The sequence below is a fragment of the Thermocrispum agreste DSM 44070 genome, from assembly GCF_000427905.1.
Lineage (GTDB): Bacteria > Actinomycetota > Actinomycetes > Mycobacteriales > Pseudonocardiaceae > Thermocrispum > Thermocrispum agreste.
Window position 1 is genome coordinate 543,106 of sequence record NZ_KE386604.1, and the last position, 21,939, is coordinate 565,044.

Sequence of the window (21,939 nt, forward strand, 5' to 3'; positions counted from 1 at the left end):
TCTTCCATGCGGCGGCGGGCTTCTTCGGCCTGCCGCTGGGCTTCTTCCTGGCGGCGGCGCGCTTCCTCCTGCTGGCGCCGCGCTTCTTCTTCCATGCGGCGGCGGGCTTCTTCGGCCTGCCGCCGGGCTTCCTCCTGACGGCGGCGGGCCTCTTCCTCCATGCGACGCCTGGCCTCGTCGGCCTGCCGTTGCGCCTCTTCCTGACGGCGCCGTGCCTCTTCTTCCATGCGGCGGCGCTGCTCGTCGTGCTGGTTCGGGTCGTACTGGTACGGGTTGTTCTGTTGCCCCGGGTTGCCCGCGTTGCCGTACTTGTCGGTCAGCTGTTCGGCGTTGGACTTCGTGGTCTTCTCGTACTTCTCGTAGAGGGCGAGATTGTGCCGCGCCGCTTCCTGGTTCCGCTCGACCGCCTCCTCGGCCGCGGTGTCCCACGGCGCAAGGCGGTCCAGGAAACCCGCACCCTCCGGCGGAGGGTCGTCCATGTGCTTCATGTTCTTCCGCAAGTCGGAGAAGTTGTTGCCCTGGTTGTGGAAGCTCTGCGCGTTCTGCTGCAGCGACTGGCTCGTCTTGCGGGCTTCCTCGGCCAGCTTCTTGATCTTCTTGTTCGCCTTCTCGGCGGCCTCGCCACGCCACGCGCCGTCGAGCAGGAGGCGAAGCTTGTCGGCGTTCACGGCGAACTCGTCCTGCTTGCGCGAATGCTCGTCGGCCAGGCGCGACGCGGTGAACAAGGGCTCGGGGGTCCCCTCCTTGACGGCGAGATAGATCGGCAGCGCCTTGTGCACCTCGGTCAGGTCGTCGCTGCCGAAGATGGCCCAGCCCAGATAGAACGGGGCGGTGATCGGGTTGATCGCGAGCGCGGTGTTGCCTACGGTGGTGGCGACTTCTTTCCAGTCCATGGAATCCCCCTAAGCTCCCCGGAGCGGGCGGCCGGTCACAGCTGCCGTCCCGGGTCCCGCATGGAGTCGGCGGTGGCCTGCTCCATCGATTCGTAGGTGGTCAACGCGTTGCGCAGCTGCGGGATCAGCTGGTTGAGGTATGCCACCTGCGCGGAGAACGCCTGCTGATACGCCTGGTTGGTGAGCAGCTGCGAGTTGCGATTGGCGACCTTCTGGCCGGCGTGGTACTGGGTGGACACCTGGTCTGCGGCGGCCGCGGGGAGGTCGAGCATCTCGGCGATCTGCTCGTTGCGGTTCTCCAGCTCCTCCAGCATGTCCTCGGCGAGCTTGATCGCCTGGCGCATCTTGTCCGGGTCGATCTCGTAGCCCTGATCCTTGACCGTCATGGAGTCCCCTGTTCCCTTCGGGTCCGTCGCTCGCGACATCCGATCGGACGCCCGGCTCTCCGCCCTGGTTCCCAGCAGGCTCAGGGTAATGGACCGGAGCACCACGCGGAGGGTGATTCGGCCGCGGATCGACCGGCAGGAGCAGGCCGCGTCCTTGTCCCGACATGCGTCAGCCCCGCCGTGCAGGGCGGGGCTGAAATGGTCCTCTCGGGGCCGGGCCGAGTGCTGTCCCGGCCCGCGGCGGCGTCGGCGTCAGCCTGCCGCGTTCACCATCTCGCTGTCGCCGGTGAGCTGGGCGGGCGGCTTGAGCGGCATCAGCTTCGGCCGCTTCGGCTGCAGGCCGTCGCCGGTGGACACGCCGCGGATCTGCCGCACCAGCCACGGCCAGAAGTGCGTGCGCGCCCAGACCAGGTCGTCGCGGCGGGCGCGCAGCCAGTCCCGGCGGCGGGCCGGCTTCGGCCACGGCTCCCGCCAGTCCTCCTCCACCGGCAGGCCCAGCTCCTCGGCCACCCGCAGCGCGATCCGGCGGTGCGCCTCCGGGCTGAAGTGCAGCCTGTCCTCGCTGAACGCACGCGGGTCCCGCAGCACGTCCATCGCCCACAAGTCGACCACGCGGGTGCGGTACTTCTGCGCGATGGCGTGCAGGTGCGCGTTGTACAGCGCCACCTTGCCGCGCAGCCGGTTGACCACCGAGACCTGGCGGGGGTCCGGACCGGTGAACATGAGCACATCGATGCCCGCCTCGACCAGCTGCCGGATCATGCCGTCGAACATCTCGGCGACGAGGTCGACGTTCGAGCCCGGCTTGATGATGTCGTTGCCGCCTGCGCACACGGTCACCAGGTCCGGGCGCGCCTCCAGCGCCACCGGGAGCTGTTCGTCGATGATCTGGCGCAGCGTCTTGCCGCGGATCGCGAGGTTGGCGTAGGAGAATCCGGGATTGTCCTTGGCAAGCATCTCTGCGACGCGGTCGGCCCAGCCGCGGAAGGTGCCGTCAGGCAGTTCATCGTTCATACCCTCGGTGAAGCTGTCGCCCAAGGCCATGAAGCTGGTGAACCGATGCATGCAGAGTCTCCCTTCTCCTTCCCGGCGGGTCACTGCGCGACGACGTTCACGGCAAGGCAGCACGCCACGGGACCCCTTCGGGGCGTGCACCGATCAAGACGAGAATGCCGGATTGAACGCGACTTTCGCCACTACCAGTAATCCGGACGAACATCGCCATAGTAGCCTGTCCAGCTCCCCGCACGACCCTGACGAGGGCAAACGCCGGCGCACGTCATGCTGCCGGATTGATCACACGGACGTTCGACGCATCACGGCAAGGAAAGTAAGGCTTACCTTCCTTGGCTTTTTGCGGCAGGCTGGACGCGTGAGTGCCGCAGTCCGTCCGGAGTCGTTGGCGACGGTGCTCGGTGGCCGCCGGGGTGCCCTCGACGCCAGCATTCCGCCCGTCGCGTTCGTGCTGGGGTGGCTGGTGTCCGGAAACTCGATCGGCTGGGGCGCCGCGGCCGCGATCACCGTCGCCGTGCTGCTCGGCGTCGTCCGGCTGGTCCGCGGCCAGCGGGTCGCCGCCGTGGTCGTCAGCCTGACGGCCGTGGTGGCCGCCGCGCTGATCGCGCTGTACACCGGCCGGGCCCAGGACTTCTTCCTGCTGCAAGTGCTCGCCAACATCGCCAGCGCACTGACCTGGGCGGCGAGCATCCTGATCCGCTGGCCGCTGCTCGGTGTCGTCGTCGGAACGCTGCTGGGGCAGAAGACGCGGTGGCGGAGGGATCCGGCGTTGCTGCGCGCCTACTCGCTGGCCAGCTGGGTCTGGGTCGCGCAGTACGTGATCCGGGTCGTGGTGTTCGGCGTGCTGTGGTGGGGCGGGTACGTGGTGGCGCTCGGGGTCGCCAGGACGGTGCTGAGCTGGCCGCTGGTGGCTACGGTCATCGCGGTCAGCGGATGGGTGCTGCACCGGGCGCTGCCGGACGGGCATCCGGGCATCCGGCACCCCGTCACTGAGTCTGCTCCGTCAGCACCTCGGCCAGCAGACGAGCATCGACGTTGCCCCCGCTGACGATCGCCACCGTCGGCCCGGCGGGCAGTTCGTGCTGGTGGAACAGCCAGGCCGCGGTGCTGACCGCGCCGGACGGCTCGGCGACCAGCTTGGCCCGGGTGGCCAGCACCCGCATCGCCTGCCGGATCTCGTCCTCGGTCACGGTGACCACGCCGTCCAGCGTCGCCCGCAGGTGCGCGAACGTCAGCTGGGACGGCTCGGCTCGCAGGCCGTCGGCGATGGTGCGGGCGCGATCGGCGGGGTCCCACCGCACCAGCCGCCCGGCGCGCAGGGACTCGGCGGTGTCACCTGCCAGTTCCGGCTCGACGCCGATGACCCGGGCGTTGGGGCACAAGGTGGTGATGGCGACCCCGACCCCGGACGCCAGCCCGCCGCCGGAGACGGGGACCAGGACGGTGCGCACGTCCGGCAGGTCCTCGGCGATCTCCAGCCCGACGGTGCCCTGCCCGGCGATGACGTCGGCGTGATCGAACGGGGCGATGATCACCCGGTCCAGCCGCTCGGCCAGCCGATGGGCGACCGCGCTGCGCTCCGCCATCGGGGCTTCGACGACCTGTGCGCCGTAGGCCTTGGTGGCGGCGACTTTCACCTCCGGCGCGCCTTCCTGCACGACGATGGTGGCAGGCACATCGAACTGCCGCGCCGCGTAGGCGACCGCCTGGGCATGGTTGCCGCTGGAATAGCTGACCACCCCGCGTGCCCGCGTGGTCTCGTCCAGCGCGGCCAGCGCGTTGACGGCGCCGCGCACCTTGAACGCGCCGACCGGCTGCAGGTTCTCCGGTTTGAGCCACAGCTCGCGGCCGTCCCACACCTGGCGGAGCAGGGGAGTGTGCACGGCCTTGTCGCCGATCCGGTCGGCGGCGGCGCGAATGTCGTCGATGGTGATCAAGCGCATGTCCTCCAGATTGCCTTCGCTGCGCGGGCAAGCGTAAGGCAGCGCGGGGGACGAGCGGGCGGCGTTGGCAAATTGAGTCCATTGTGGACGGATGTGCGTGGTGTCCGTTACGTCCGGCAACTATTGCCGGGACCGGAACGTTGACGGTGTGGAGAGTGCAGCCGCGATTCGTTGGGATGTTGGCGAGTGTCGAAGGAAAGGGAACGGGACGGACTCCGGCCCGCCCAGGTCGTGGCTGGCGCACTGGCCGCCGTCACGGCTGCGTTCATCGGTGCGCAGATCGGGGTGTACGGCACCGTCATCGGCGCGGGCCTGCTCAGTCTGGGCACCACCATCGGCAGTGAGCTCTACCTGCGCTCGCTGGAGCGCACCAAGGAAGCGGCCAAGCGGACCAAACATGCCGCGCTGGCCAAGGTGGCGGGGCGGGTCTACGTGCGCGGCCGGGACGACGAACGCACCCAGGCGTTGCCCGAGCAGCGGCGCTGGGGGCAGGACGGCACGCGAGTGATGCCTGCCCGGCACGAAGATGAGCGCACCCGGGTCTTGGCCCGGCAACAGGGCGCAGCTCAGGACGGCACCAAAGTGCTGCCTGCTCAGCAGCAGTGGGCGCATGACTCCACCCGCGTCATGCGGCCCGGGCAGTCAGCCGATCCGGACCCGACGCGCCGCATGGGGGCGCAGGGTGATGTGGTCGACCCGGATGCGCCCACGGTGTACCTCCCGCGCGTTTCCGACGACACCACGGACGCGGACGAGGCCGACGAGACGTCCAAGCCGCGCCGCCGTGTTCGCTGGGGTGTGGTGATCGGCGGATCCGTGGCGGCGTTCGTGCTGGGCATGGCGGTGATCACCGGTATCGAGATGCTGACCGGGAACACGCTGTCCGGGGAGCAGGGGCGGACGATCACCAACGTGCTCGGCGGCCAGCCCGACGGTGATGACCAACAGGAGCGTCCGGCTCCCCAGAAGACCGAGGAGTCCGGCACACCCGAGGCTCCGCCGGAGCAGGACGAGAGCACCGAGGACGAGCAGGAGCCGCAGTCGCCGGAGGTTCCGCAGAACCCTCAGCAGCCGCAGCCGCCTGCGACGAGCGAGCCGCCGGCGTCCAGCGCACCGGCGCCGCCTTCGACGCCGCAAGAGCAGCCCGAGGAGGAGCTGCCGCCACAGCAGGGGCAGAACGAGCGCCCGGCCCAGCAGCAGCCGCCGGCCGAGTGAGCACGGGGTTGTGGCGGGNCGTGTGTGCTGGGCGCGTGGGTCGGCTGGCCGTTGTGGCGGCCGGTCGAGTGAGCAGGGGTTGTGGCGGGNNGTGTGTGCTGGGCGCGTGGGTCGGCTGGCCGTTGTGGCGGCCGGTCGAGTGAGCAGGGGTTGTGGCGGGTGGTGTGTGCTGGGCCGTGAGCCGGCCGCCCGTTGCCGTAGCCGGCCGATGGCGCCCGTGGCGCTGCGTAGCTCCGCCGCAGTGTGCTGGCGACCCGGCCGGGGAACGAATCAGTGCGAGAGCAGCGCGTCCTTGAGCGTGCGAGCGGCTGCCGTCGGATCCTCGGCCTCGGTGATGGCCCGCACCACGACGATGCGGCGGGCGCCGGCGTCGAGGACGGCGGGCAAGCGCTGGTGGTCGATGCCGCCGATGGCGAACCACGGCCGCGCCGGATTCGCCTCCGCCACCGCGCGAACCAGGCCGAGACCGGGCGCAGGCCGTCCTGGTTTGGTCGGGGTCGGCCAGCACGGCCCGGTGCAGAAGTAGTCCACGCCGTCGGCCGCGGCGGCCGCCGTCGCCTGCTCGACCGAGTGGGACGACAGGCCGACGACCATTTCGTCGCCCACCACCCGGCGCGCCAGCGCCACCGGGAGATCGTCCTGACCCAGGTGCAAGACGTCGGCTCCGGCCGCCAACGCCACGTCGGCGCGGTCGTTGACCGCCAGCAGCGCACCGTGCCGCTCGCATGCTTCGGCCAGGACCTCGAGCGCGGCCAGCTCCTCGCGCGCTTCCAGCGGCACGCCGCCGGGCTTGTGCCGCAGCTGGATGATGTCCACCCCGCCGGCCAGCGCCGCATCGGCGAACTCGGCCAGCTCGCTGCGTGAGCCCCTGGCGTCGGTGCACAAGTACAGCCGGGCCTCGGCCAACCGGGCGCGGATCTGATCGCCGTTTGCTCCAGGCACGTCGTCACGGTACCTGGCCCGCCACGAGCGGCCCTGGCCGCCGGTATGTGCTGCGGAGCAGGCCACGCCCGTGCATCCCGCGGCTTCCGGCGCGCGCCGCGCACCGCAACGTGGGAAGTGCCACGGTTGCGAAGTTGGCGCCGGTGCGTCCGGTCACGCTACGGTTGAGGCGTCCGCACGGGAGCCTGCGTATGCGGGCTGAGAGGGAGCTGCGGCTCCGACCGTGGAACCTGATCCGGGTCATGCCGGCGCAGGGAGCGTGATCATGACGACCGACACCCGCAATGGAGCCCGTGTTGCCGTCGTCGGGGGCGGGGTGATCGGGCTTTCCGTCGCGTGGCGAGCCGCCGTGGCAGGCCACGCGGTGACGCTGTTCGACCCCAAGCCCGCCGCGGGCGCCTCGTGGGTGGCCGGGGGCATGCTCGCCCCGGTGGCCGAGGCGTGGCCCGGCGAGGAAGCCGTGCTGGAACTCGGCGAGGAGTCGCTGGCCCGTTGGCCGCGATTCGTGCGCGAGCTGACCGCCGACGGCGCCGACCCGGTGATGAACACCGCGGGCACAGTGATCGCCGCATGGGACCCCGGCGACGCGGCGCAGCTGGAGGTGCTGGCCGGATACCTGCGTCGGGTGGGCCGTGGCGCCGAGCTGGTCGACCGGCGCCAGCTGCGGAAACGGGTCCCCGGGCTGTCCAGCAGGCTGCGGATCGGGCTGTGGGTGCCCGGCGACCTGGCGGTGGACAACCGCAAGTTGCTCCGCGCGCTGCAGCGCGCGTGCGATCACCGCGGAGTGCGGTTCCGGCACGAGTGGGTCGAGGCGGTGGAGCCGGCCACGGTCCGCACCGGCAGCGGAGAGTTCGCGTACGACGAAGTGGTGCTGGCCGCCGGGGCCCGCACCGGCATGCTGCACCGCGAGCTGAAGGACCTGGTGCGCCCGCTCAAGGGCGAGATCTTGCGGCTCCGGGCCCGCCGCACCAGCCTGCCGCCCCCGCCGTTGACCGTCCGGGCGGTGGTGGAGAATCGGCCGCTGTACTTGGTGCCGCGCACCGACGGCGAGGTCGTCGTCGGCGCCACCCAGTACGAGGCCGGCTTCGACGAGACGGTGGCCGCCGGTGGCGTGCGCGAGCTGCTGGACGCGGCGGAGCGGGTCTACCCGAGCGTGGCCGAGTACGAGCTGACCGAGGCCGCCGCCGGGCTGCGCTCGGCCAGCACGGACAACCTGCCGCTGATCGGCAGGCTGTCCGACGGCGTGATCGTGGCGACCGGTCATTACCGCAACGGTCTGCTGCACGCACCGGTCACGGCGGACGCCGTGGTCGCGCTGCTGGAGGACGACGAGCCGCCGGGCGCTGCCCGCGCGGCCGATCCGGCCAGGGCCAGGAAGGAGGCATCGGTGTGATCGAGGTCGAGGTCAACGGCGAGACGCGCCAGGTCGCCCCGGAGACGACGGTCGCCGCGCTGCTGGAGGAGCTCGGTGCCGCGCGCCCCGGTGTGGCGGTGGCGATGAACGGTCATGTCGTGGCCCGCAGCACGTGGGCGGACACGACGTTGTCGGATGGCGCTCGGGTAGAGATCCTCAGCGCCGTGCAAGGAGGCTGACGGTGGACTCCACGCCGCAGGACCCGCTGGTGATCGGCGACGAGAAGTTCGAATCACGGCTGATCATCGGCACCGGTGGGGCGAGCAGCCTCAGCGTGCTGGAACGGACCCTGGAAGCGTCCGGCACGCAGCTGACCACGGTGGCCATGCGCCGCGCCGACGCCGAGGGCGGGTCGGGCGTGCTGGACCTGATCCGCAGGCTGGGCATCAAGGTGCTGCCGAACACCGCAGGGTGCCGCAGCGCCGCGGACGCGGTGCTGACCGCCCAGCTGGCCAGGGACGCGCTGGAGACGAACTGGGTCAAGCTCGAGGTGCACGCCGACGACCGGACGCTGCTGCCCGACCCGGTGGAGACGCTGGAGGCAGCCGAACGGCTGGTCGCGGACGGCTTCACCGTCCTGGTCTACACCAACGACGACCCGGTGCTGGCGTTGCAGCTGGAAGAGGCCGGGTGCGCCGCGGTGATGCCGCTCGGCGCGCCGATCGGCACCGGGCTGGGGATCCGCAACCCGCACAACATCGAGCTCATCGTGGCGCGGGCATCGGTCCCGATCATCCTGGACGCGGGCATCGGCACCGCATCGGACGCCGCGCTGGCCATGGAGCTCGGGTGCGACGCCGTGCTGCTGTCCACCGCGGTGACGCGTGCCGAGGACCCGGTGGGCATGGCGACGGCGATGCGGCATGCGGTGATCGCGGGACGCTACGCCAGGTTGTCCGGCCGCGTGCCGAAGCGGTTCTGGGCGCAGGCATCCAGCCCGCCGCGCTGACCGCGATGGCCGCGCGCGGCGGGTGCGCGTTCTCGCCCGGCTGCGTGTGCCTGACCGTGATCCGGCCGGGCGTGCGCGGCGGGTTCGTGTTCTGGCCGGCTGCGTGCGTCTGATTGCGATCTGTCCGGCCGCGGTGACGTTTCGATCTTGTCGGGTGCGTGCGCCGGTCGCGATGTGACCACGCCCGCCGCGAGCGCGATGGCGCTGCCTGTGCGCGGCTGGGCCGCGATCGCCACAGGTGGCGCTCCACTGGGAATCGTCAGGGCGAAGAGGCCGCCGATGCACCCCGCGCGCAAGATCGAGTCCCGGCTCACCGGCAAGGTCGACGACGGTGTTCCGGGCCCTGCCGGTCAGTTCGGCTGGTCCTTCCAGCAGGCCGGGCTGGACAAGATCCGCCGGGCGGTGTCCTTTTCGCGGGCGTCCATCGCCAGCCCGTACTCCTTCTTGATCGACACCCACTCCGAGACGTAGGTGCAGCGATTGCGCTCGGGCAGCCACTCGGCCAGGTCCTTGTCGCCCTTGGCGCGATTGAGCGTGCCGCTCGCGGCCAGCACGTTCCGCGGGTCGTTGGCGAAGCGCTCCTTCTTCTCGGCAGGCCAGTTCGCTGCGCCCGACTGGTGGGCTTCGGCCAGCGGCACCAGGTGGTCGATGTCGATCGACTCGGGGGAGGGGTGCCTGCGGTTGTCGTAGCTGGTGCGCCAGGTGCCGTCGGTGATCCGGCAGCCCTCGCCGGTGCGCACTTTCCAGCCGTCCCGGATCAGCACCGCCTCGCGGGTGTTGCAGCCGGTGCGATCCCCGACCCATGCCCGCCAGCGCGGATCACCGGTCACCGTGATCCAGTGCCGCCACTCCTCACGGTCGTAGGTGCGGTGGCCGGTTTCCGGCCGGGTCGGAATCTCGTCGAGCAACGCCGCCACGTCAGCGGACTGCTCGGAGACCGCCACCTCGCCGGGCGCCGAAACCGGCCCCTGCTCCTCCGTCTGGCCGGACGCCCAGAAAACGACCGCGGCCACCACCGCCGCCAGCAACGTGCCCACCATCCTGCGCACGTTCGACATGCACACTTCCCCTTTCTCGTCGTCTCGGCGCCCGGGACAACGCACCGGCCTGCCGGGCAGAGGCGGGGACGAGGCGGGCCGGTGTGCTCCCCGGACAAGGGCTCCGGAACGGGTAGGCAAGACGTCGGCAAACAGCGGTGCCAGGCGGCGCAGTGACCGGTCGAAACGCGCGAAACGCTCGATCTCGGGGTCGTCGTCCGGAAGATCAACAATGCCAAACTCGTCATCGGCTGCCGCAGCCGGTGCCGGTTGCGCTGCACCTGGCACGACCCGGGCACCTTCCCGCAGGGCTCGTCTGCTCGTCCGCCGGCGTGAGCCGTCCAGCCGGCACCGCCTCGACCAGGTCGGGCCGGGCTCATGCTCGGGCAACCGCCGCCGGGCACTCCGGCGCGGCGACTCACCGCGTCAGCGACACGACGCACATTCCAGGGGACTCCCCGGCCGGGATCGATCGGAGGGGCCGCAGGCGGTCACTTCGTCGGTAGGAAGCCGGGCTCGCGGGTCGCGCCGTCGGTCACGGGGCGCGCAGGAGTCAGTTCGCGCCGTCGGTGGCGGACACCCGCTGGCCGTCCAGCCCGGCGCGCAGCTGGGCCACCTCCGCCCGCAGCGCTTGCAGCTCCGCGAGGATCGTCGCGTTCGAATCGGCCAGCTCCTGGTGGTGCTGCTCGCCTTCCTGGTGCATCTCCTCACGCAGCTGTGCCTCCATCGCGCTGACCACCACCGCGATGAACAGGTTCAGCACCGCGAACGTCGAGATCAGGATGTAGATCACGAAGAAGATCCAGGCCAGCGGCATCTCGGCCATCACGGCGTCGGCGATGTCCGGCCAGGACTCCCCGGTCATGATCTGGAACAGCGCGAACAGGGACGTGCCCAGATCGCCGAAGTACTGCGGGGCCACGTCGCGGAACAGGTTGGTGGCCATCACCGCGGAGACGAACAGCACCAGGCCGAGCAGCGCCACGATGGACGCCATGCCGGGGATCGCCGACAGCAGCCCGGAGACCACCTTGCGCATGGCAGGCACCGCCGAGATGAGCCGCAGCACCCGCAGCACGCGCAGGGCACGCAGCACGGCGAACGGGCCGCTGGCCGGAACCAGCGCGATCACCACCACCACGAGGTCGAAGACGTTCCAGCCGTCCGAGAAGAAGCGCGGGCCGAAGGCCACCAGCTTGGCCACCAGCTCGGCGACGAAGATCGCCAGCACGATCTTGTCCAGCACGTGCAGCAGGTCGCCGCTGCCCGCCATGATCGACTCGGACGTCTCCATCGCCAGAGTGATCGCGTTGAACATGATGACCGCGATGATGAACTGCTGGAAACGGCGGTTCTCCACCGCCGCGGCCAGGCGGTCACGCCACTGCATCTGCGTCCTCCCGGGTGCACTGTGTCGGCATGAAGCGTGCGGTCGCTCGCTCCAGCTGAACGTCTTGGTTGAGACGGCTCATCCGCTGAGTCGGTTGCGCAGCGCGGCGAGGTCCTCGCGGATCGCCGCCAGCTCGGCGCTGATGCGCTCGTGGGCGGCGGCCAGCTCGTCGGCGTGCTGCTGTTCCTCCGCCCGGATGTCGGCGCGCACCTCTTGTTCCATCTCGTTGACCACGACCGCGATGAACAGGTTCAGCACCGCGAAGCTGGAAACCAGGATGTAGACGACGAAGAAGATCCACGCCAGCGGCTGGGCAGCCATCACTTCCTCGGCGATGTCCGGCCACGACTCCCCGGTCATGGTCTGGAACAGGGAGAACAGCGAACGCCCCAGGTCGCCGAAATAGTGCGGGGACGCCTCGGCGAACAGGGCGGTGCCCATCACGCCCGCGACGAAGATCACCAGCGTGGCCAGCGCGATGATCGACACCATGCCGGGGATGGCGCGCAGAAACGCGCTCACCACCCGGCGCAGCGGCGGGACCGCGGACACCAGGCGCAGCACCCGCAGCACTCGCAGGGCGCGCAGGACCGCGAACGGCCCGCTGGCGGGTATCAGCGCGATCGCCACGATCGCGAAGTCGAACACGTTCCATGGGTCACGGAAGAACGCCGACCGCTGCGCGTACAGTTTCAACGCCAGCTCGACGACGAAGATCGCCAGCGCCATGGTGTCCAGCGCGGCGATCAGGTCGTGATAGTGCCGCTCCAGCGATGCGGAGGTCTGCACGGCCAGCAGCGCCGCGTTGATGCCGATCACCGTGACGATGAACCGTTGGAAGTACGGGTGATCGACCAGCGCACTGACTCGTTCGCGTGGCGTCACCCGGGGATCCCTACGTCATCGGCTGCGTGGTGAATGTCCGCATCGTAACGGCCGTAACGTCCGATGATCATCGGATGGCGGACATCTGTGACGCGTTGCTCGCTGAGCGTGGCGACGCCGGCGAGGACCGCCGGATGCCCGGTGCCGTCGCCGGCGCCGCCGAATGGTCAGCGGCCGTGCACGTCGTCCAGCACCCACAGCGGCGACACCGGGCCGACCCCGGCGCCCAGCGGGTAGGACGCTTGCACGCTGCGCTCGATGAACTGCTTGCCGTGCCGGACGGCCTCCGGCACCGACGCGCCCTTGGCCAGCGCCGACGTGATGGCTGCCGCCAGGGTGTCCCCGCCGCCGTGGGTGTTGTCGGTGTCGTAGCGCGGGCCGGTCAGTTCGGTGAACGTGGTGCCGTCGAAGAGCAGGTCGGTGCACTCCGGGGCGTCGCGCATGTGGCCACCCTTGACCAGCACCCACTGCGGGCCGAGCTCGTGCAACACCCTGGCCGCTTCGCGCTGCTGCTCGCGGGTGCGGACGTCGATGCCGACCAGCAGACGGACCTCGTCCAGGTTCGGCGTCACCAGCGTCGCGCGCGGGAACATCAACCCGCGGATGGCCTCCATCGCCTCTTCCCGCAGCAGCGGGTCGCCGTGCATGGAGGCCGCCACCGGGTCGACCACCAGCGGAACGCTGCCGTTGCGGCCGATGCCCACTTCGTCGACCGCCTTGGCGATCGCGGTGATGATCTCCGCGGTGGCCAGCATGCCGGTCTTGGCGGCGTCCACCCCGATGTCGGAGGCCACCGCGTGAATCTGCGCGGCGACGGTCTCCGGCGGGATCTCCGCGACACCGGTCACCCCGACCGAGTTCTGCACCGTCACGGCGGTGACGGCCGACATGCCGTGCACGCCGTTGGCGAAGAACGTCCGCAAGTCCGCCTGCAGGCCCGCGCCACCGCCGGAATCGGAACCGGCGATGGTGAGGGCCTTCTTCGGCGTCGGCCGCCCGGTCATGGCCTGCCGCTTTCCGCGCCTGCCGCCGCACCGTCGCCGGTCACCGGCTCCACCGGCAGGTAGACCTTGCTGCCCTTCTCGGTGAACTCGCGTGCCTTGGCCGCCATGCCTGCCTCGATCGCTTCCACGGTCTCCAGGCCGTGCTCGGCGGCGTACTCCCGGATGTCCTGGGTGATCCGCATCGAGCAGAACTTCGGTCCGCACATGGAGCAGAAGTGCGCGGTCTTGGCCGGTTCCGCGGGCAGCGTCTCGTCGTGGTAGGCGCGCGCCGTCTCGGGGTCCAGCGACAAGTTGAATTGGTCCTCCCAGCGGAACTCGAACCGCGCCTTGGACAGCTCGTCGTCCCACTCCTGGGCGTAGGGGTGGCCCTTGGCCAGGTCGGCCGCGTGCGCCGCGATCTTGTAGGTGATCACGCCGGTCTTCACGTCGTCCTTGTTCGGCAGGCCCAGGTGTTCCTTCGGCGTGACGTAACACAGCATCGCGGTGCCGTGCCAGCCGATCTGCGCCGCGCCGATGGCCGACGTGATGTGGTCGTAGGCCGGGGCGATGTCGGTGGCCAGCGGGCCGAGCGTGTAGAACGGCGCTTCCCCGCAGAGCTTTTCCTCCAGCTCCACGTTGACCTTGATCTTGTGCATCGGCACGTGGCCGGGGCCCTCGATCATCACCTGCACGTCGTGCTCACGGGCGATCTTGGTCAGCTCGCCCAGCGTCTCCAGCTCCGCGAACTGCGCGCGGTCGTTGGCGTCGGCGATCGAGCCGGGCCGCAGGCCGTCGCCGAGCGAGAACGTGATGTCGTACTCGCGGAAGATCTCGCAGAGTTCCTCGAAGTGGGTGTAGAGGAACGACTCCTTGTGGTGCGCCAGGCACCAGGCGGCCATGATCGACCCGCCGCGGGAGACGATGCCGGTGACCCGGTTGGTGGTGAGCGGGACGTAGCGCAGCAGCACGCCGGCGTGCACCGTCATGTAGTCCACACCCTGCTCGGCCTGCTCGATGACGGTGTCCCGGTACACCTCCCAGCTCAGCTTGGCCGGGTCGCCCTTGACCTTCTCCAGCGCCTGGTAGATCGGCACGGTCCCGATCGGCACCGGGGAGTTGCGCAGGATCCACTCCCTGGTCTCGTGGATGCGCTTGCCGGTGGACAGGTCCATCACGGTGTCCGCCCCCCAGCGGGTGGCCCACACCATCTTCTCGACCTCTTCCTCCACCGACGACCACACCGCCGAGTTGCCGATGTTGGCGTTGACCTTCACCAGGAAGTTCTTGCCGATGATCGCCGGCTCGGACTCGGGGTGCTTGCGGTTGACCGGGATGACCGCGCGGCCCGCGGCCACCTCGTCCCGCACGAAGTCCGGGCTGACCCGCTCGCGTGCGGCGATGAACTCCATTTCCTCGGTGACGATCCCGGCCTTGGCGTAGCCGAGCTGGGTGTTGTGCTCCCGGCCGTCGATCCACGGCTGACGCAGCTTGGGCAGTCCCCGGTGCACGTCGATCTCCGCGTCCGGATCGGTGTACGGGCCGGAGGTGTCGTAGACGTCGAAGTGATCGCCGTTGGTCAGGTCGATCCGCCGCACCGGCACGCGCAAGCCACGCCGTTCGGTGGTGATGTAGTGCTTGCGCGATCCCGGGATCGGTCCGGTGGTGATGGTGGGCTTGACGTCGTTCAGCCGCGTCGAATCACTCAGCGTTGACACGCTTTTCCTCCCTACGCCGGCATTACCCGGACAGGTTCGTGCGGTCGGCGGCACCGAGTCCGCGTGGACATCAGCCGCCCTCTCAGCCCGCTGGTACGAGTACGGCGCGAGCTCCCGCGTGGTTTTGTGCAGTTGTCGGCTTTCGACCTTGCCATGGTCTCCTGCATCGGTTCAAGGTCGGCGCTAGCGTGGTGGCCAGGCCCACGAAAGGTGGACGCATGGCCGAGCGATATGTCGCGCCGGATCGGGCGACGCGAGTGTTCAACTGGTTCGTCGTCCGGCTGACCCGGCTGGGCGTGAGCGTGGCGGGCAGCCGGGAGCTGGCCGTGCCGGGCCGCAAGACCGGCAGGATCCAGCGGGTGCCGGTCAATCCGCTGAAGGTGGGCGGTCGAAGGTATCTGGTTGCGCCGCGGGGCCAGACGCAGTGGGTGAAGAACCTGCGGGTGGCCGGGCGGGCCGAGTTGCGGGTCGGCAAGCGGACCGAGGTGTTCACCGCGAGCGAGGTGGCCGACGAGGACAAGCTGCCGGTGCTGCGCGAGTACCTGCGCCGCTGGGCGTGGGAGGTCAAGGGCTTCCTCGGCGACCTGACCAAGGACGCCCCGGACGAGCGGCTGCGGTCGGCCGCGCCCGGGTTCCCGGTGTTCCGGATCGACCCAGCAGGTCGCCCGCGCGGCTGAGCGTCAGCCGACGGTGAGCTCGGTCGGTGTGGCGAAGACGTCGACCATGGCACCGTTGCGCAGCACGGTCACGGCAAGGCGGGTGCCGATGACCTCGGCGAACAGCTGACGCTGGATGCCTTGCGCGTCTCTGACCGGGGTGCGGGCCACGGTCAGGACGATGTCCCCGGCGCGCAGCCCGGCCACATCGGCAGGGCCACCGGGCACGGTCTCCACGATGCGCAGGCCCGCCCGCTGCCCGGTGCGTTCGGCCACGTCGTCGGGCAGCGGAGCGGGGGTGCCCACGATGCCCAGGTACGCGCGCCGGACCCGGCCTTCGACCAGCAGCGTGCCGATGATCCGGCGCGTGGTGTCGTTGATCGGCACGGCCAGCCCGACCCCGATGCCGGCCAGCGCGGTGTTGATGCCCACCACGCGCCCGGCGGAATCGGCGAGTGCGCCGCCGGAATTGCCCGGGTTGAGCGCCGCGTCGGTCTGGATGACGTCCTCGATCAGCCGGGTGGTGCGGCCGTGCCGGGCGGGCAACGCCCGGCCGAGCGCGGAGATGACCCCGGCGGTCACCGATCCGGACAGGCCCAACGGGCTGCCGACGGCGACGACCAGCTGGCCGACGACCAGGTCGTTGGCGTTGCCGAGTTCGGCGGGGAAGGGCAGCGTGCCGTCCGCGCGCAGCACGGCCAGGTCGGAGAGCGGGTCCGAGCCGACGACCTCGAACGGTGCCTCGGAGCCGTCGGAGAACGTCGCCGTGCCGTGCCGGGAGCTGCCGACGACGTGGGCGTTGGTGATCAGGTGGCCGGGATCGAACACCACGGCCGACCCACCGCCGTGCGGCAGCCGGACGCTGGCCACCTGGGGGGTGAGGCGCCGGGCCACCGAGGTGACCACGCGCGAGTAGGCGTCGAGTGCTTGTTCGTCGAGCGATTCATCGGGCCGGCGGCTGTCCGGCATGACGACCACCTCCACAACGCCGATTACACCGTTACAACGTGAGCGGGGTTGCAATGATGCCCGGTGTCAGCGGTGTTCGCGGTCAGCGAGCAGAAATGGCCGACACGGCGGCCCGGGAGGTGGCCGGGTGCCGAGTCACGGCGTCGGACGCCGTCGGGCGGCCGGACGAGCCGAAGCCGACGTCGTGGCGGGCGGGGCCGCGGTGCGGTCGTGGCAGGGCGGTCAGTCCTCGGGCCTGTCCTTGCTGGGGTCCCAGCTCAAGCCCGGCTTGCCCCACCCCCTGCGCTTGATCATCTTCTTCGCCGCGCGGGCGTACCTGCCGACCAAGCGGTCGAGGTAGAGGTAGCCGTCCAGGTGGTCGGTCTCGTGCTGCAGGCAGCGGGCGAAGAAGCCCTTGCCCTCGACCTCGATCGGGTTGCCGTACAGGTCGAAGCCGGTGACCTTGGCCCAGGTGGCGCGGCCGGTCGGGAACGACTCGCCGGGCACGGACAGGCAGCCTTCGTAGTCGTTGTCCGGGTCCGGCATGGTCTCCGGGCGTTCGGAGGTCTCCAGCACCGGGTTGACCACCAGGCCCTTGCGCCGCTCGCCGAGCTCCTCGTCCGGGCAGTCGTAGACGAAGATGCGCAGATCGACGCCGATCTGGTTGGCGGCGAGGCCGACGCCCTCCGCGGCGTACATGGTCTCGAACATGTCGTCGGCGAGGGTGCGCAGCGACTCGTCGAACTTCTCCACCGGACGCGTCGGCTTGTGCAGCACGGGGTCGCCGGCGATGCGGATGGGGTGAATGGTCACAGCGGGTGAGTGTAAGCGGGACGCGCCGGGCCCGGAGCCGGGCGGGTGCCGGTCCCGCATGATCTAATGAATCCGGGTGGGGAATCACATGCCTGTGATTTCGCCGTGGAGCTCAGGCGCATGCCGGTGAGTCGATCGGAGGAGGATGGACGCTGCGGAGTCGATGTCCCGGGGCGATGAGGGCGCGGTCGCACCGGTTGTCGGCGACCCGCGCGGTCCGGCGGCCGCGGAACTGTCTGATCTGGAACGCCGGATCCTGGCGTTCGAGAACCAGTGGTGGCAGTACGCAGGCGCCAAGGAGAAGGCCATCCGCGAGCAGTTCGGCATGTCGTCGACTCGCTACTACCAGCTGTTGAACCGGTTGCTGGACACCGAACGTGCGCTGCGCGCGGACCCGATGCTGGTCAAGCGCCTGCGCAAGACGCGGGCGGAACGCAGGCGTAAGCGCAGTGCCCGCAGGTTGGGGATCGAGCTGTGATGACACATCGGGGACCAGCTCGGCCGATGCGGCTCGGGGGTATGGCGTTGCTGGGAATCGCCGCGGTCGCGGCCGTCATCGGGGTGGCCAGCGCGATCAGCGGCGACGAGGACGAGCAGGCCTCGCCTCGGCCGGACCGGCCGGAGACGTCGCAGACGCCGGCTCCTGACGAGGAGCCGGGCACAACGCCGAAAGAGCCGGAGCCGAGCCGGCCTCCGGAGCAGTCCACGGAGGTGTCCGAGCCACCGCGGTCGTCGGCTCGCCCGCCCGAGTCCGGCAAGCCCGGCGGGGCCGGGGACGGCACGCGGGGCGGGACGTCCGACGGTTCGGCGCGGCCTGCAGGCGGCGCCAAGGGCGACGCGTACAAGTGGGTGTCGATCCGCGTCTACAACAACAGCAAGATCAAGGGGCTGGCGTCGCACGCGGCCGACGACCTGCGGTCCCGCGGCTGGAACGTGGTCGCGGTCGGGAACTACTCGCAGGGCATCATCTACGAGACCACGGTGTACTACCGGCCGGGCACCAGCGAGGAGGCGGCCGCGAAAGCCATCGGTGCGGAGTTCGGCATGCGGGTCGAGCCGCGGTTCCCGGGCATCGAGGACTCCAGTCCCGGCGTGATCGTCATCGTCACCAAGGACTACGTGGGCGGCAAGTAGGCGATCCGGGCGCGTGCTGGCGACGGGCGGCCGGGCCACGCGTCGGCCGCCAGGCTGCGAGGTCATCCGGGCGCGTGTGGGCGACAGGCGACCGTGGCGCCGAAGAGCGCGACGGTGCCGAGGCGGGCGCGTTCTGGCGACGGTTCGTTGGAGAAGCCGCATCACGGGCAGGACGAGTTCGGTCCGGTGGCTCGGGTGCGGTCGTGCCGGGCCTGCGAGGGCGTGGTGTGTTGCGGCTGTTCGCGCGACCGCGGCTGGGTTTCGGCGCCGTCGACGTCCAGGTGCGGAAGTCCAGGCGGGGTGTGCCGCGCTGGGAGCAGGTGCCAGCTGATGGTACGGGCGGGCGAATGCTCGTCCGAAGTGCCTATTTCTCCTGGTCAGCGTTGGTAAGCTGGCCGCCGCGTACTGAGTGTGAGGGGGGTTGTACGCATGGCTTTCGTCCCCACCGGGCCGGCCGTTCCCGCTGGCGGAAAATCGGAGGTAGCGTCGCAGCACTGTTCGGCTCCAGCGCCAAGAACTCGGCAGCCGTCGAAGGAGCCAAGGCATTCCGGGGCGCCGCCAAGGCAGGCAAGTTCGCCGTCGATCCCGACCAGGCACAGAAGGCAATCAGGCAGCTTGAAGACGCTGAGGACAGCCTGAAGAAGGCTAGCGCCATCTCCGAGTACCTGGCACAGCTGCCTATCGGGAACACGCCGTTCGCATCCAACAGCGCCGCGCCCGCCTACGCGGAGGCTGGACAGTCCGCCAAGAATTCACTCGAGGCGACGAGGAAAGTGCTTCAATACTATCGAGAAGGCATCGACGCTGCCATGAAAAACTACCGGCGCCTCGATGATTCTGCGGCAACATCGTTCGGAGGGAAGACTTGATGAGGTGCTGGGCCCGTTCTGCTCGGCTGGTTTCGGCAACCGTGGCGACAGGATTGTTGGCGATGAGCTCGGCTTGCTCCACCGAAGAGGGACGGGCTGTCGCTGGTAGTCAGAATACCCCGAGCAGTCCCCCGCCAGCCAGCTTGGCTCCGCAGTCATCCGATGGTCGGGGTAGCCCAGAAGGGCAACTCGACAAGGCCGTGGCGTGCGAGTTGCTCACGACCGAAGAAGTCAATCAACTGGATAAGAATTACAAGAGTTGTGAGATCGTCGATCAAGGTTCGGTTGGTCCCAATAGTGACACATGTACAAGGCAGTCCAAAAGCAGCGACTCCTCCGGAGGATCCGTTGTCGTGGGGATTGCCATCTGGTCGAAGCTGACGATCGACAACTACAAGACAACACCCAATGATCAGGTCGTCGACGGCCAAGTCGGTGGGCGGCCGGCCAAGCAAATCAAGGATGATTCCGGCGAGTGTGTTGTGACGTTCGCTGCCGAGCAGGGGCGAGTCGATGTCGTGGTGGAGGCTGACTCAGTAGAGCGTGCTTGCGAGATTGCTGATCGGGCGGCCGAGGTGGTCGAGCCCAAAACACCGGAACCAGCCAACTAGTTCCGACGATCGTCAGCAGCGGGTCGGCCGGCGCCGCTCGCAGCCGATGGATCAGTGGCCACCGGCGGTGGTTGGCTCAGGCGAACGGCGGGGTTGATCCGCTTCATGTTGCAGGTAACGTCGAGCGAGTGGCGACGAGCATGACCGACCTCGTGCGCCAGTCTGCCGGGCTGGCGGAGCAGTTGATGCGGCCGCTGGGGCGTCGTTGGGCTCATGTGCAAGCAGTGGCCCGTGCGGCGACTCAGTGGGCATCGGTCTTGGCGCCCGAAGAGCGGCCGGTGCTGATCGCCGCCGCTTGGCTTCACGACATCGGATACGCCGCCGAGCTGGTCGACACAGGATTTCATCCCCTCGATGGTGCCCGCTACCTTCGTGCCGAGGGTTGTCCGGACCGTGTCGTCGACCTGGTGGCACATCATTCAGGGGCGCGGTTCGAAGCGGCCGAGCGTGACTTGAGAACGGAGCTGGCCGAGTTCGAGCTCGAAGACACCCCGGTCATGGACGCTTTGGTCACGGCGGATCTCACGACCGGCCCCGCGGGCGAGCAGGTCAGCTATCAGCAGCGAATCGCAGAGATACTTCGGCGCTACCCACCCGAGGACCCGGTTCATCGGGCGTGGCTTCGGGCCGCGGACCCGATGAAGGCGTGCGTGGTGCGAACCCAGGAGCGCATACGCCGTCATCCGATGAACGGCTTCGGTCTCCTCTCCACATAGTGCTGGATGCGAAGACGCATGGACGGGTGGATGCTCAGCCGGTCGAGCTGGTCGACATCGACCCAGCGCACTTCTTTCGTCTCCGTGCCGTCCTCGCGCGCATGACCGCCGACCAGCCGCGCCGAGAAGCAGATCGAGAATTCTTGCCGGACCTCGCCGTCGTCGTAGGCCATGACGTGGTTCGGGTCCGTGTAGAGCCCGACGATGCCCGTCAGCTCGACGGTCACGCCCGTCTCTTCTTCGACTTCCCGGACCGCCGTTGCCGAGATCGACTCGCCGATCTCGTGGCCGCCTCCCGGCAGTGCCCAGAGGTCGTTGTCAGTCTTGTGCACGAGCAGGATTCGCCCCTCGTCGTCCTGCACGGCCACCGTGACCGACGGCACCACACTGTTGGCTTCGGGAGCTTTCGGATCGTAGTAGTAGTCGACTCGTGCCACGTCAGCTGCTTACCTCACTTCCGAAAGGCTTGGCGGCGTCCCAAACTTTGTGAAAGCTCTGTTGGTAGTGGTCGAAGATTCGCCCACCGGGAACGTGCTGCAGGTGAAGCACGGGGTTGAACGGAGTACCTGAGCCGTACGTGTGGAGATTCACGAGCATCGTTGTGTCGCTGCGAAAGATCGAATTGTACAAGGGTGTGTCATGGAGCCGAACCTCGATGCCCGGTGCGTTGATGGCTTTGCGCACGTAGTTCAAGACGATATCTATCCGGGTGGACAGTGCGGAAGCGGGTAGGCCTTCCTCTTCGCTGCGACGACGAACTTCGCTGAAGTCGGGATCGCCGAAAAGAAGGCGAATGCGAGTCCCCGCCTTCGCCTTCTCGATCAGTACGTCAGCAAGATCTGGTCGGCTGTCGAAGAGAAACTTTCCCGCGTAGGCCAGGATGTCGAGGGCCTCTGTTGCGCCGTCGATGAGTCGAACCCACGTCGTGTACGGAACGCATCCACGATTCGGATAGATCTGAACGAACTCGGCATTCCATGCCCTCTTTGGGTCACGGGATCGTCGTTCAGCTCTGGCCAAAGATAGGTTTCGTCTCGGCCGAGAATGGTGGCCGTCTTCCAACGATGCTCGCGGTAAGGCAACCGGTTCGTGGTGATCCACCGCTCCACCGTCTTGCGGTTCACGCCTACTTGCTGAGCGAGTTCGGCAACTGTCAGTCCGGCTGCTGAGATACATCCACGTAGCCGTTCGTTCGGCACCGCACCCCCTTGGTACTTCATGGGACGTCCCACCGAGTTCTGTGCGTCCCAGGACGTCCGCAGATGTCCCGGCAGGCCGTTTCTCGTCCTCCATTTTCGCGATTTCATGAGATTAGTCAAAACAGTGCGCAGAGTCGGCACTCGATTGGAGGCATTGTTGCAATGCCGCTCCCGGCTAGCTACTCGGACGTCGGCAATGGAGCTTTCGAACGGTTCGCGTTCGCGCC

At 69.1% G+C, this 21,939-nt stretch carries 25 protein-coding genes and 1 riboswitch; of the genes, 11 read left to right on the forward strand and 14 right to left on the reverse strand.

All coding sequences use genetic code 11. The features are described 5' to 3' along the window. The 3 genes from YWY_RS23405 to YWY_RS0117290 form a co-directional block, all read right to left on the reverse strand. Positions 1-893: hypothetical protein (locus tag YWY_RS23405; protein ID WP_211227651.1), on the reverse strand; the 893-nt coding region annotated here is incomplete at its 3' end. Positions 894-928: 35 nt separating this feature from the next. After that, positions 929-1,279: a PE domain-containing protein gene (locus tag YWY_RS0117285; RefSeq protein WP_028848638.1), complete on the reverse strand. Its 351-nt coding sequence runs from the start codon at positions 1,277-1,279 to the stop codon at positions 929-931. 252 nt (positions 1,280-1,531) lie between these two features. Then, positions 1,532-2,344: an SGNH/GDSL hydrolase family protein gene (locus YWY_RS0117290; protein WP_028848639.1), complete on the reverse strand. Its 813-nt coding sequence runs from the start codon at positions 2,342-2,344 to the stop codon at positions 1,532-1,534. Between the two features lie 307 nt (positions 2,345-2,651). Here YWY_RS0117290 and YWY_RS22630 point away from each other — a divergent pair, with 307 nt between their 5' ends. Continuing rightward, a complete protein-coding gene (locus tag YWY_RS22630; RefSeq protein ID WP_038045496.1) occupies positions 2,652-3,341 on the forward strand; it encodes a DUF3159 domain-containing protein in 690 nt (229 codons plus the stop codon). On the opposite strand, the gene YWY_RS0117300 is transcribed toward YWY_RS22630, so the two are convergent. Next, positions 3,280-4,236 (reverse strand): threonine ammonia-lyase, encoded by a 957-nt coding sequence (locus YWY_RS0117300; RefSeq protein ID WP_028848640.1) that lies wholly within the window; start codon positions 4,234-4,236, stop codon positions 3,280-3,282. The two genes, YWY_RS22630 and YWY_RS0117300, sit on opposite strands and share 62 nt — an antisense overlap. Before the next feature lie 186 nt (positions 4,237-4,422). On the opposite strand from YWY_RS0117300, the gene YWY_RS0117305 reads away from it, so the two are divergent. Continuing rightward, on the forward strand, positions 4,423-5,451 hold the full coding sequence (locus YWY_RS0117305; RefSeq protein ID WP_028848641.1) for a hypothetical protein: 1,029 nt from the start codon (positions 4,423-4,425) through the stop codon (positions 5,449-5,451). Positions 5,452-5,721: 270 nt separating this feature from the next. Here the strand turns inward: YWY_RS0117305 and thiE are convergent, their stop codons facing one another. After that, positions 5,722-6,393, reverse strand: coding sequence for a thiamine phosphate synthase (gene thiE / locus YWY_RS0117310; RefSeq protein ID WP_028848642.1), 672 nt, complete (start codon positions 6,391-6,393; stop codon positions 5,722-5,724). Between the two features lie 167 nt (positions 6,394-6,560). Beyond that, a riboswitch (TPP riboswitch) is annotated at positions 6,561-6,667 on the forward strand. On the opposite strand from thiE, the gene thiO reads away from it, so the two are divergent. From thiO to thiG, 3 genes are all read left to right on the forward strand, one after another. Beyond that, on the forward strand, positions 6,659-7,786 hold the full coding sequence (thiO, locus tag YWY_RS0117315) for a glycine oxidase ThiO (RefSeq protein WP_028848643.1): 1,128 nt from the start codon (positions 6,659-6,661) through the stop codon (positions 7,784-7,786). (Overlaps the previous riboswitch by 9 nt.) Beyond that, positions 7,783-7,986, forward strand: coding sequence for a sulfur carrier protein ThiS (gene thiS / locus YWY_RS0117320; RefSeq protein ID WP_353744561.1), 204 nt, complete (start codon positions 7,783-7,785; stop codon positions 7,984-7,986). Before thiO ends, thiS begins: the two co-directional genes overlap by 4 nt. A gap of 2 nt (positions 7,987-7,988) precedes the next feature. Beyond that, entirely contained in the window at positions 7,989-8,756 is a 768-nt protein-coding gene (gene thiG / locus YWY_RS0117325) for a thiazole synthase (protein WP_245566715.1), read from the forward strand. A 350-nt stretch (positions 8,757-9,106) separates the two neighbouring features. Here thiG and YWY_RS22635 read toward each other — a convergent pair whose 3' ends face one another. The 5 genes from YWY_RS22635 to thiC form a co-directional block, all read right to left on the reverse strand. Further along, positions 9,107-9,814 (reverse strand): HNH endonuclease family protein, encoded by a 708-nt coding sequence (locus tag YWY_RS22635; RefSeq protein WP_051310382.1) that lies wholly within the window; start codon positions 9,812-9,814, stop codon positions 9,107-9,109. Between the two features lie 532 nt (positions 9,815-10,346). After that, a complete protein-coding gene (locus YWY_RS22640) occupies positions 10,347-11,183 on the reverse strand; it encodes an ion transporter (RefSeq protein ID WP_051310383.1) in 837 nt (278 codons plus the stop codon). 78 nt (positions 11,184-11,261) lie between these two features. Further along, on the reverse strand, positions 11,262-12,068 hold the full coding sequence (locus YWY_RS0117345; protein ID WP_028848646.1) for an ion transporter: 807 nt from the start codon (positions 12,066-12,068) through the stop codon (positions 11,262-11,264). Positions 12,069-12,235: 167 nt separating this feature from the next. Continuing rightward, complete coding sequence (gene thiD, locus YWY_RS0117350; protein WP_028848647.1) at positions 12,236-13,072, reverse strand: bifunctional hydroxymethylpyrimidine kinase/phosphomethylpyrimidine kinase; 837 nt, start codon at positions 13,070-13,072, stop codon at positions 12,236-12,238. Continuing rightward, complete coding sequence (gene thiC / locus YWY_RS0117355; protein ID WP_084609337.1) at positions 13,069-14,766, reverse strand: phosphomethylpyrimidine synthase ThiC; 1,698 nt, start codon at positions 14,764-14,766, stop codon at positions 13,069-13,071. The genes thiD and thiC overlap by 4 nt, the downstream gene beginning before the upstream one ends. Positions 14,767-14,984: 218 nt before the next feature. On the opposite strand from thiC, the gene YWY_RS0117360 reads away from it, so the two are divergent. Next, positions 14,985-15,443 (forward strand): nitroreductase/quinone reductase family protein, encoded by a 459-nt coding sequence (locus tag YWY_RS0117360; protein ID WP_028848649.1) that lies wholly within the window; start codon positions 14,985-14,987, stop codon positions 15,441-15,443. 3 nt (positions 15,444-15,446) lie between these two features. Here the strand turns inward: YWY_RS0117360 and YWY_RS0117365 are convergent, their stop codons facing one another. Beyond that, the gene (locus YWY_RS0117365) at positions 15,447-16,391 is read right to left on the reverse strand and encodes a S1C family serine protease (RefSeq protein ID WP_028848650.1); all 945 of its coding nucleotides are present in this window, start codon (positions 16,389-16,391) and stop codon (positions 15,447-15,449) included. 222 nt (positions 16,392-16,613) lie between these two features. Then, positions 16,614-17,183 (reverse strand): peptide deformylase, encoded by a 570-nt coding sequence (locus YWY_RS0117370; protein WP_028848651.1) that lies wholly within the window; start codon positions 17,181-17,183, stop codon positions 16,614-16,616. A 145-nt stretch (positions 17,184-17,328) separates the two neighbouring features. Between YWY_RS0117370 and YWY_RS0117375 the strand changes: the two genes are divergently transcribed. From YWY_RS0117375 to YWY_RS0117385, 5 genes are all read left to right on the forward strand, one after another. Continuing rightward, positions 17,329-17,661, forward strand: a complete 333-nt coding sequence (locus YWY_RS0117375; RefSeq protein WP_028848652.1) for a DUF3263 domain-containing protein — start codon at positions 17,329-17,331, stop codon at positions 17,659-17,661. A 26-nt stretch (positions 17,662-17,687) separates the two neighbouring features. Continuing rightward, entirely contained in the window at positions 17,688-18,317 is a 630-nt protein-coding gene (locus YWY_RS0117380) for a LytR C-terminal domain-containing protein (protein ID WP_028848653.1), read from the forward strand. Between the two features lie 347 nt (positions 18,318-18,664). Then, positions 18,665-19,186: a hypothetical protein gene (locus YWY_RS24215; protein WP_156899333.1), complete on the forward strand. Its 522-nt coding sequence runs from the start codon at positions 18,665-18,667 to the stop codon at positions 19,184-19,186. Positions 19,187-19,248: 62 nt separating this feature from the next. After that, positions 19,249-19,797: a DUF3558 family protein gene (locus YWY_RS23845; RefSeq protein WP_169725262.1), complete on the forward strand. Its 549-nt coding sequence runs from the start codon at positions 19,249-19,251 to the stop codon at positions 19,795-19,797. A gap of 128 nt (positions 19,798-19,925) precedes the next feature. Next, positions 19,926-20,513 carry an HDIG domain-containing metalloprotein gene (locus tag YWY_RS0117385; RefSeq protein WP_245566716.1) on the forward strand — a complete coding sequence of 196 codons (588 nt, stop codon included), beginning with the start codon at positions 19,926-19,928 and terminating at the stop codon, positions 20,511-20,513. Here YWY_RS0117385 and YWY_RS0117390 read toward each other — a convergent pair. Both YWY_RS0117390 and YWY_RS23850 read right to left on the reverse strand, forming a co-directional pair. Then, positions 20,477-20,950 (reverse strand): NUDIX hydrolase, encoded by a 474-nt coding sequence (locus YWY_RS0117390; protein ID WP_028848655.1) that lies wholly within the window; start codon positions 20,948-20,950, stop codon positions 20,477-20,479. The two genes, YWY_RS0117385 and YWY_RS0117390, sit on opposite strands and share 37 nt — an antisense overlap. A gap of 1 nt (position 20,951) precedes the next feature. Continuing rightward, a complete protein-coding gene (locus tag YWY_RS23850) occupies positions 20,952-21,614 on the reverse strand; it encodes a DUF5919 domain-containing protein (protein WP_211227653.1) in 663 nt (220 codons plus the stop codon). Positions 21,615-21,939 lie beyond the last annotated feature (325 nt).

Coding starts and splice junctions, on each gene's coding strand:
- YWY_RS0117285 (WP_028848638.1), bottom strand. CDS start 1,279: ATGACGGTCAAGGATCAGGGCTACGAGATCGACCCGGACAAGATGCGC.
- YWY_RS0117290 (WP_028848639.1), bottom strand. CDS start 2,344: ATGCATCGGTTCACCAGCTTCATGGCCTTGGGCGACAGCTTCACCGAG.
- YWY_RS0117300 (WP_028848640.1), bottom strand. CDS start 4,236: ATGCGCTTGATCACCATCGACGACATTCGCGCCGCCGCCGACCGGATC.
- thiO (WP_028848643.1), top strand. CDS start 6,659: ATGACGACCGACACCCGCAATGGAGCCCGTGTTGCCGTCGTCGGGGGC.
- YWY_RS22635 (WP_051310382.1), bottom strand. CDS start 9,814: ATGTCGAACGTGCGCAGGATGGTGGGCACGTTGCTGGCGGCGGTGGTG.
- YWY_RS22640 (WP_051310383.1), bottom strand. CDS start 11,183: ATGCAGTGGCGTGACCGCCTGGCCGCGGCGGTGGAGAACCGCCGTTTC.
- thiD (WP_028848647.1), bottom strand. CDS start 13,072: ATGACCGGGCGGCCGACGCCGAAGAAGGCCCTCACCATCGCCGGTTCC.
- YWY_RS0117360 (WP_028848649.1), top strand. CDS start 14,985: ATGGCCGAGCGATATGTCGCGCCGGATCGGGCGACGCGAGTGTTCAAC.
- YWY_RS0117365 (WP_028848650.1), bottom strand. CDS start 16,391: ATGCCGGACAGCCGCCGGCCCGATGAATCGCTCGACGAACAAGCACTC.
- YWY_RS0117375 (WP_028848652.1), top strand. CDS start 17,329: ATGGACGCTGCGGAGTCGATGTCCCGGGGCGATGAGGGCGCGGTCGCA.
- YWY_RS0117380 (WP_028848653.1), top strand. CDS start 17,688: ATGCGGCTCGGGGGTATGGCGTTGCTGGGAATCGCCGCGGTCGCGGCC.
- YWY_RS24215 (WP_156899333.1), top strand. CDS start 18,665: ATGCTCGTCCGAAGTGCCTATTTCTCCTGGTCAGCGTTGGTAAGCTGG.
- YWY_RS23845 (WP_169725262.1), top strand. CDS start 19,249: ATGAGCTCGGCTTGCTCCACCGAAGAGGGACGGGCTGTCGCTGGTAGT.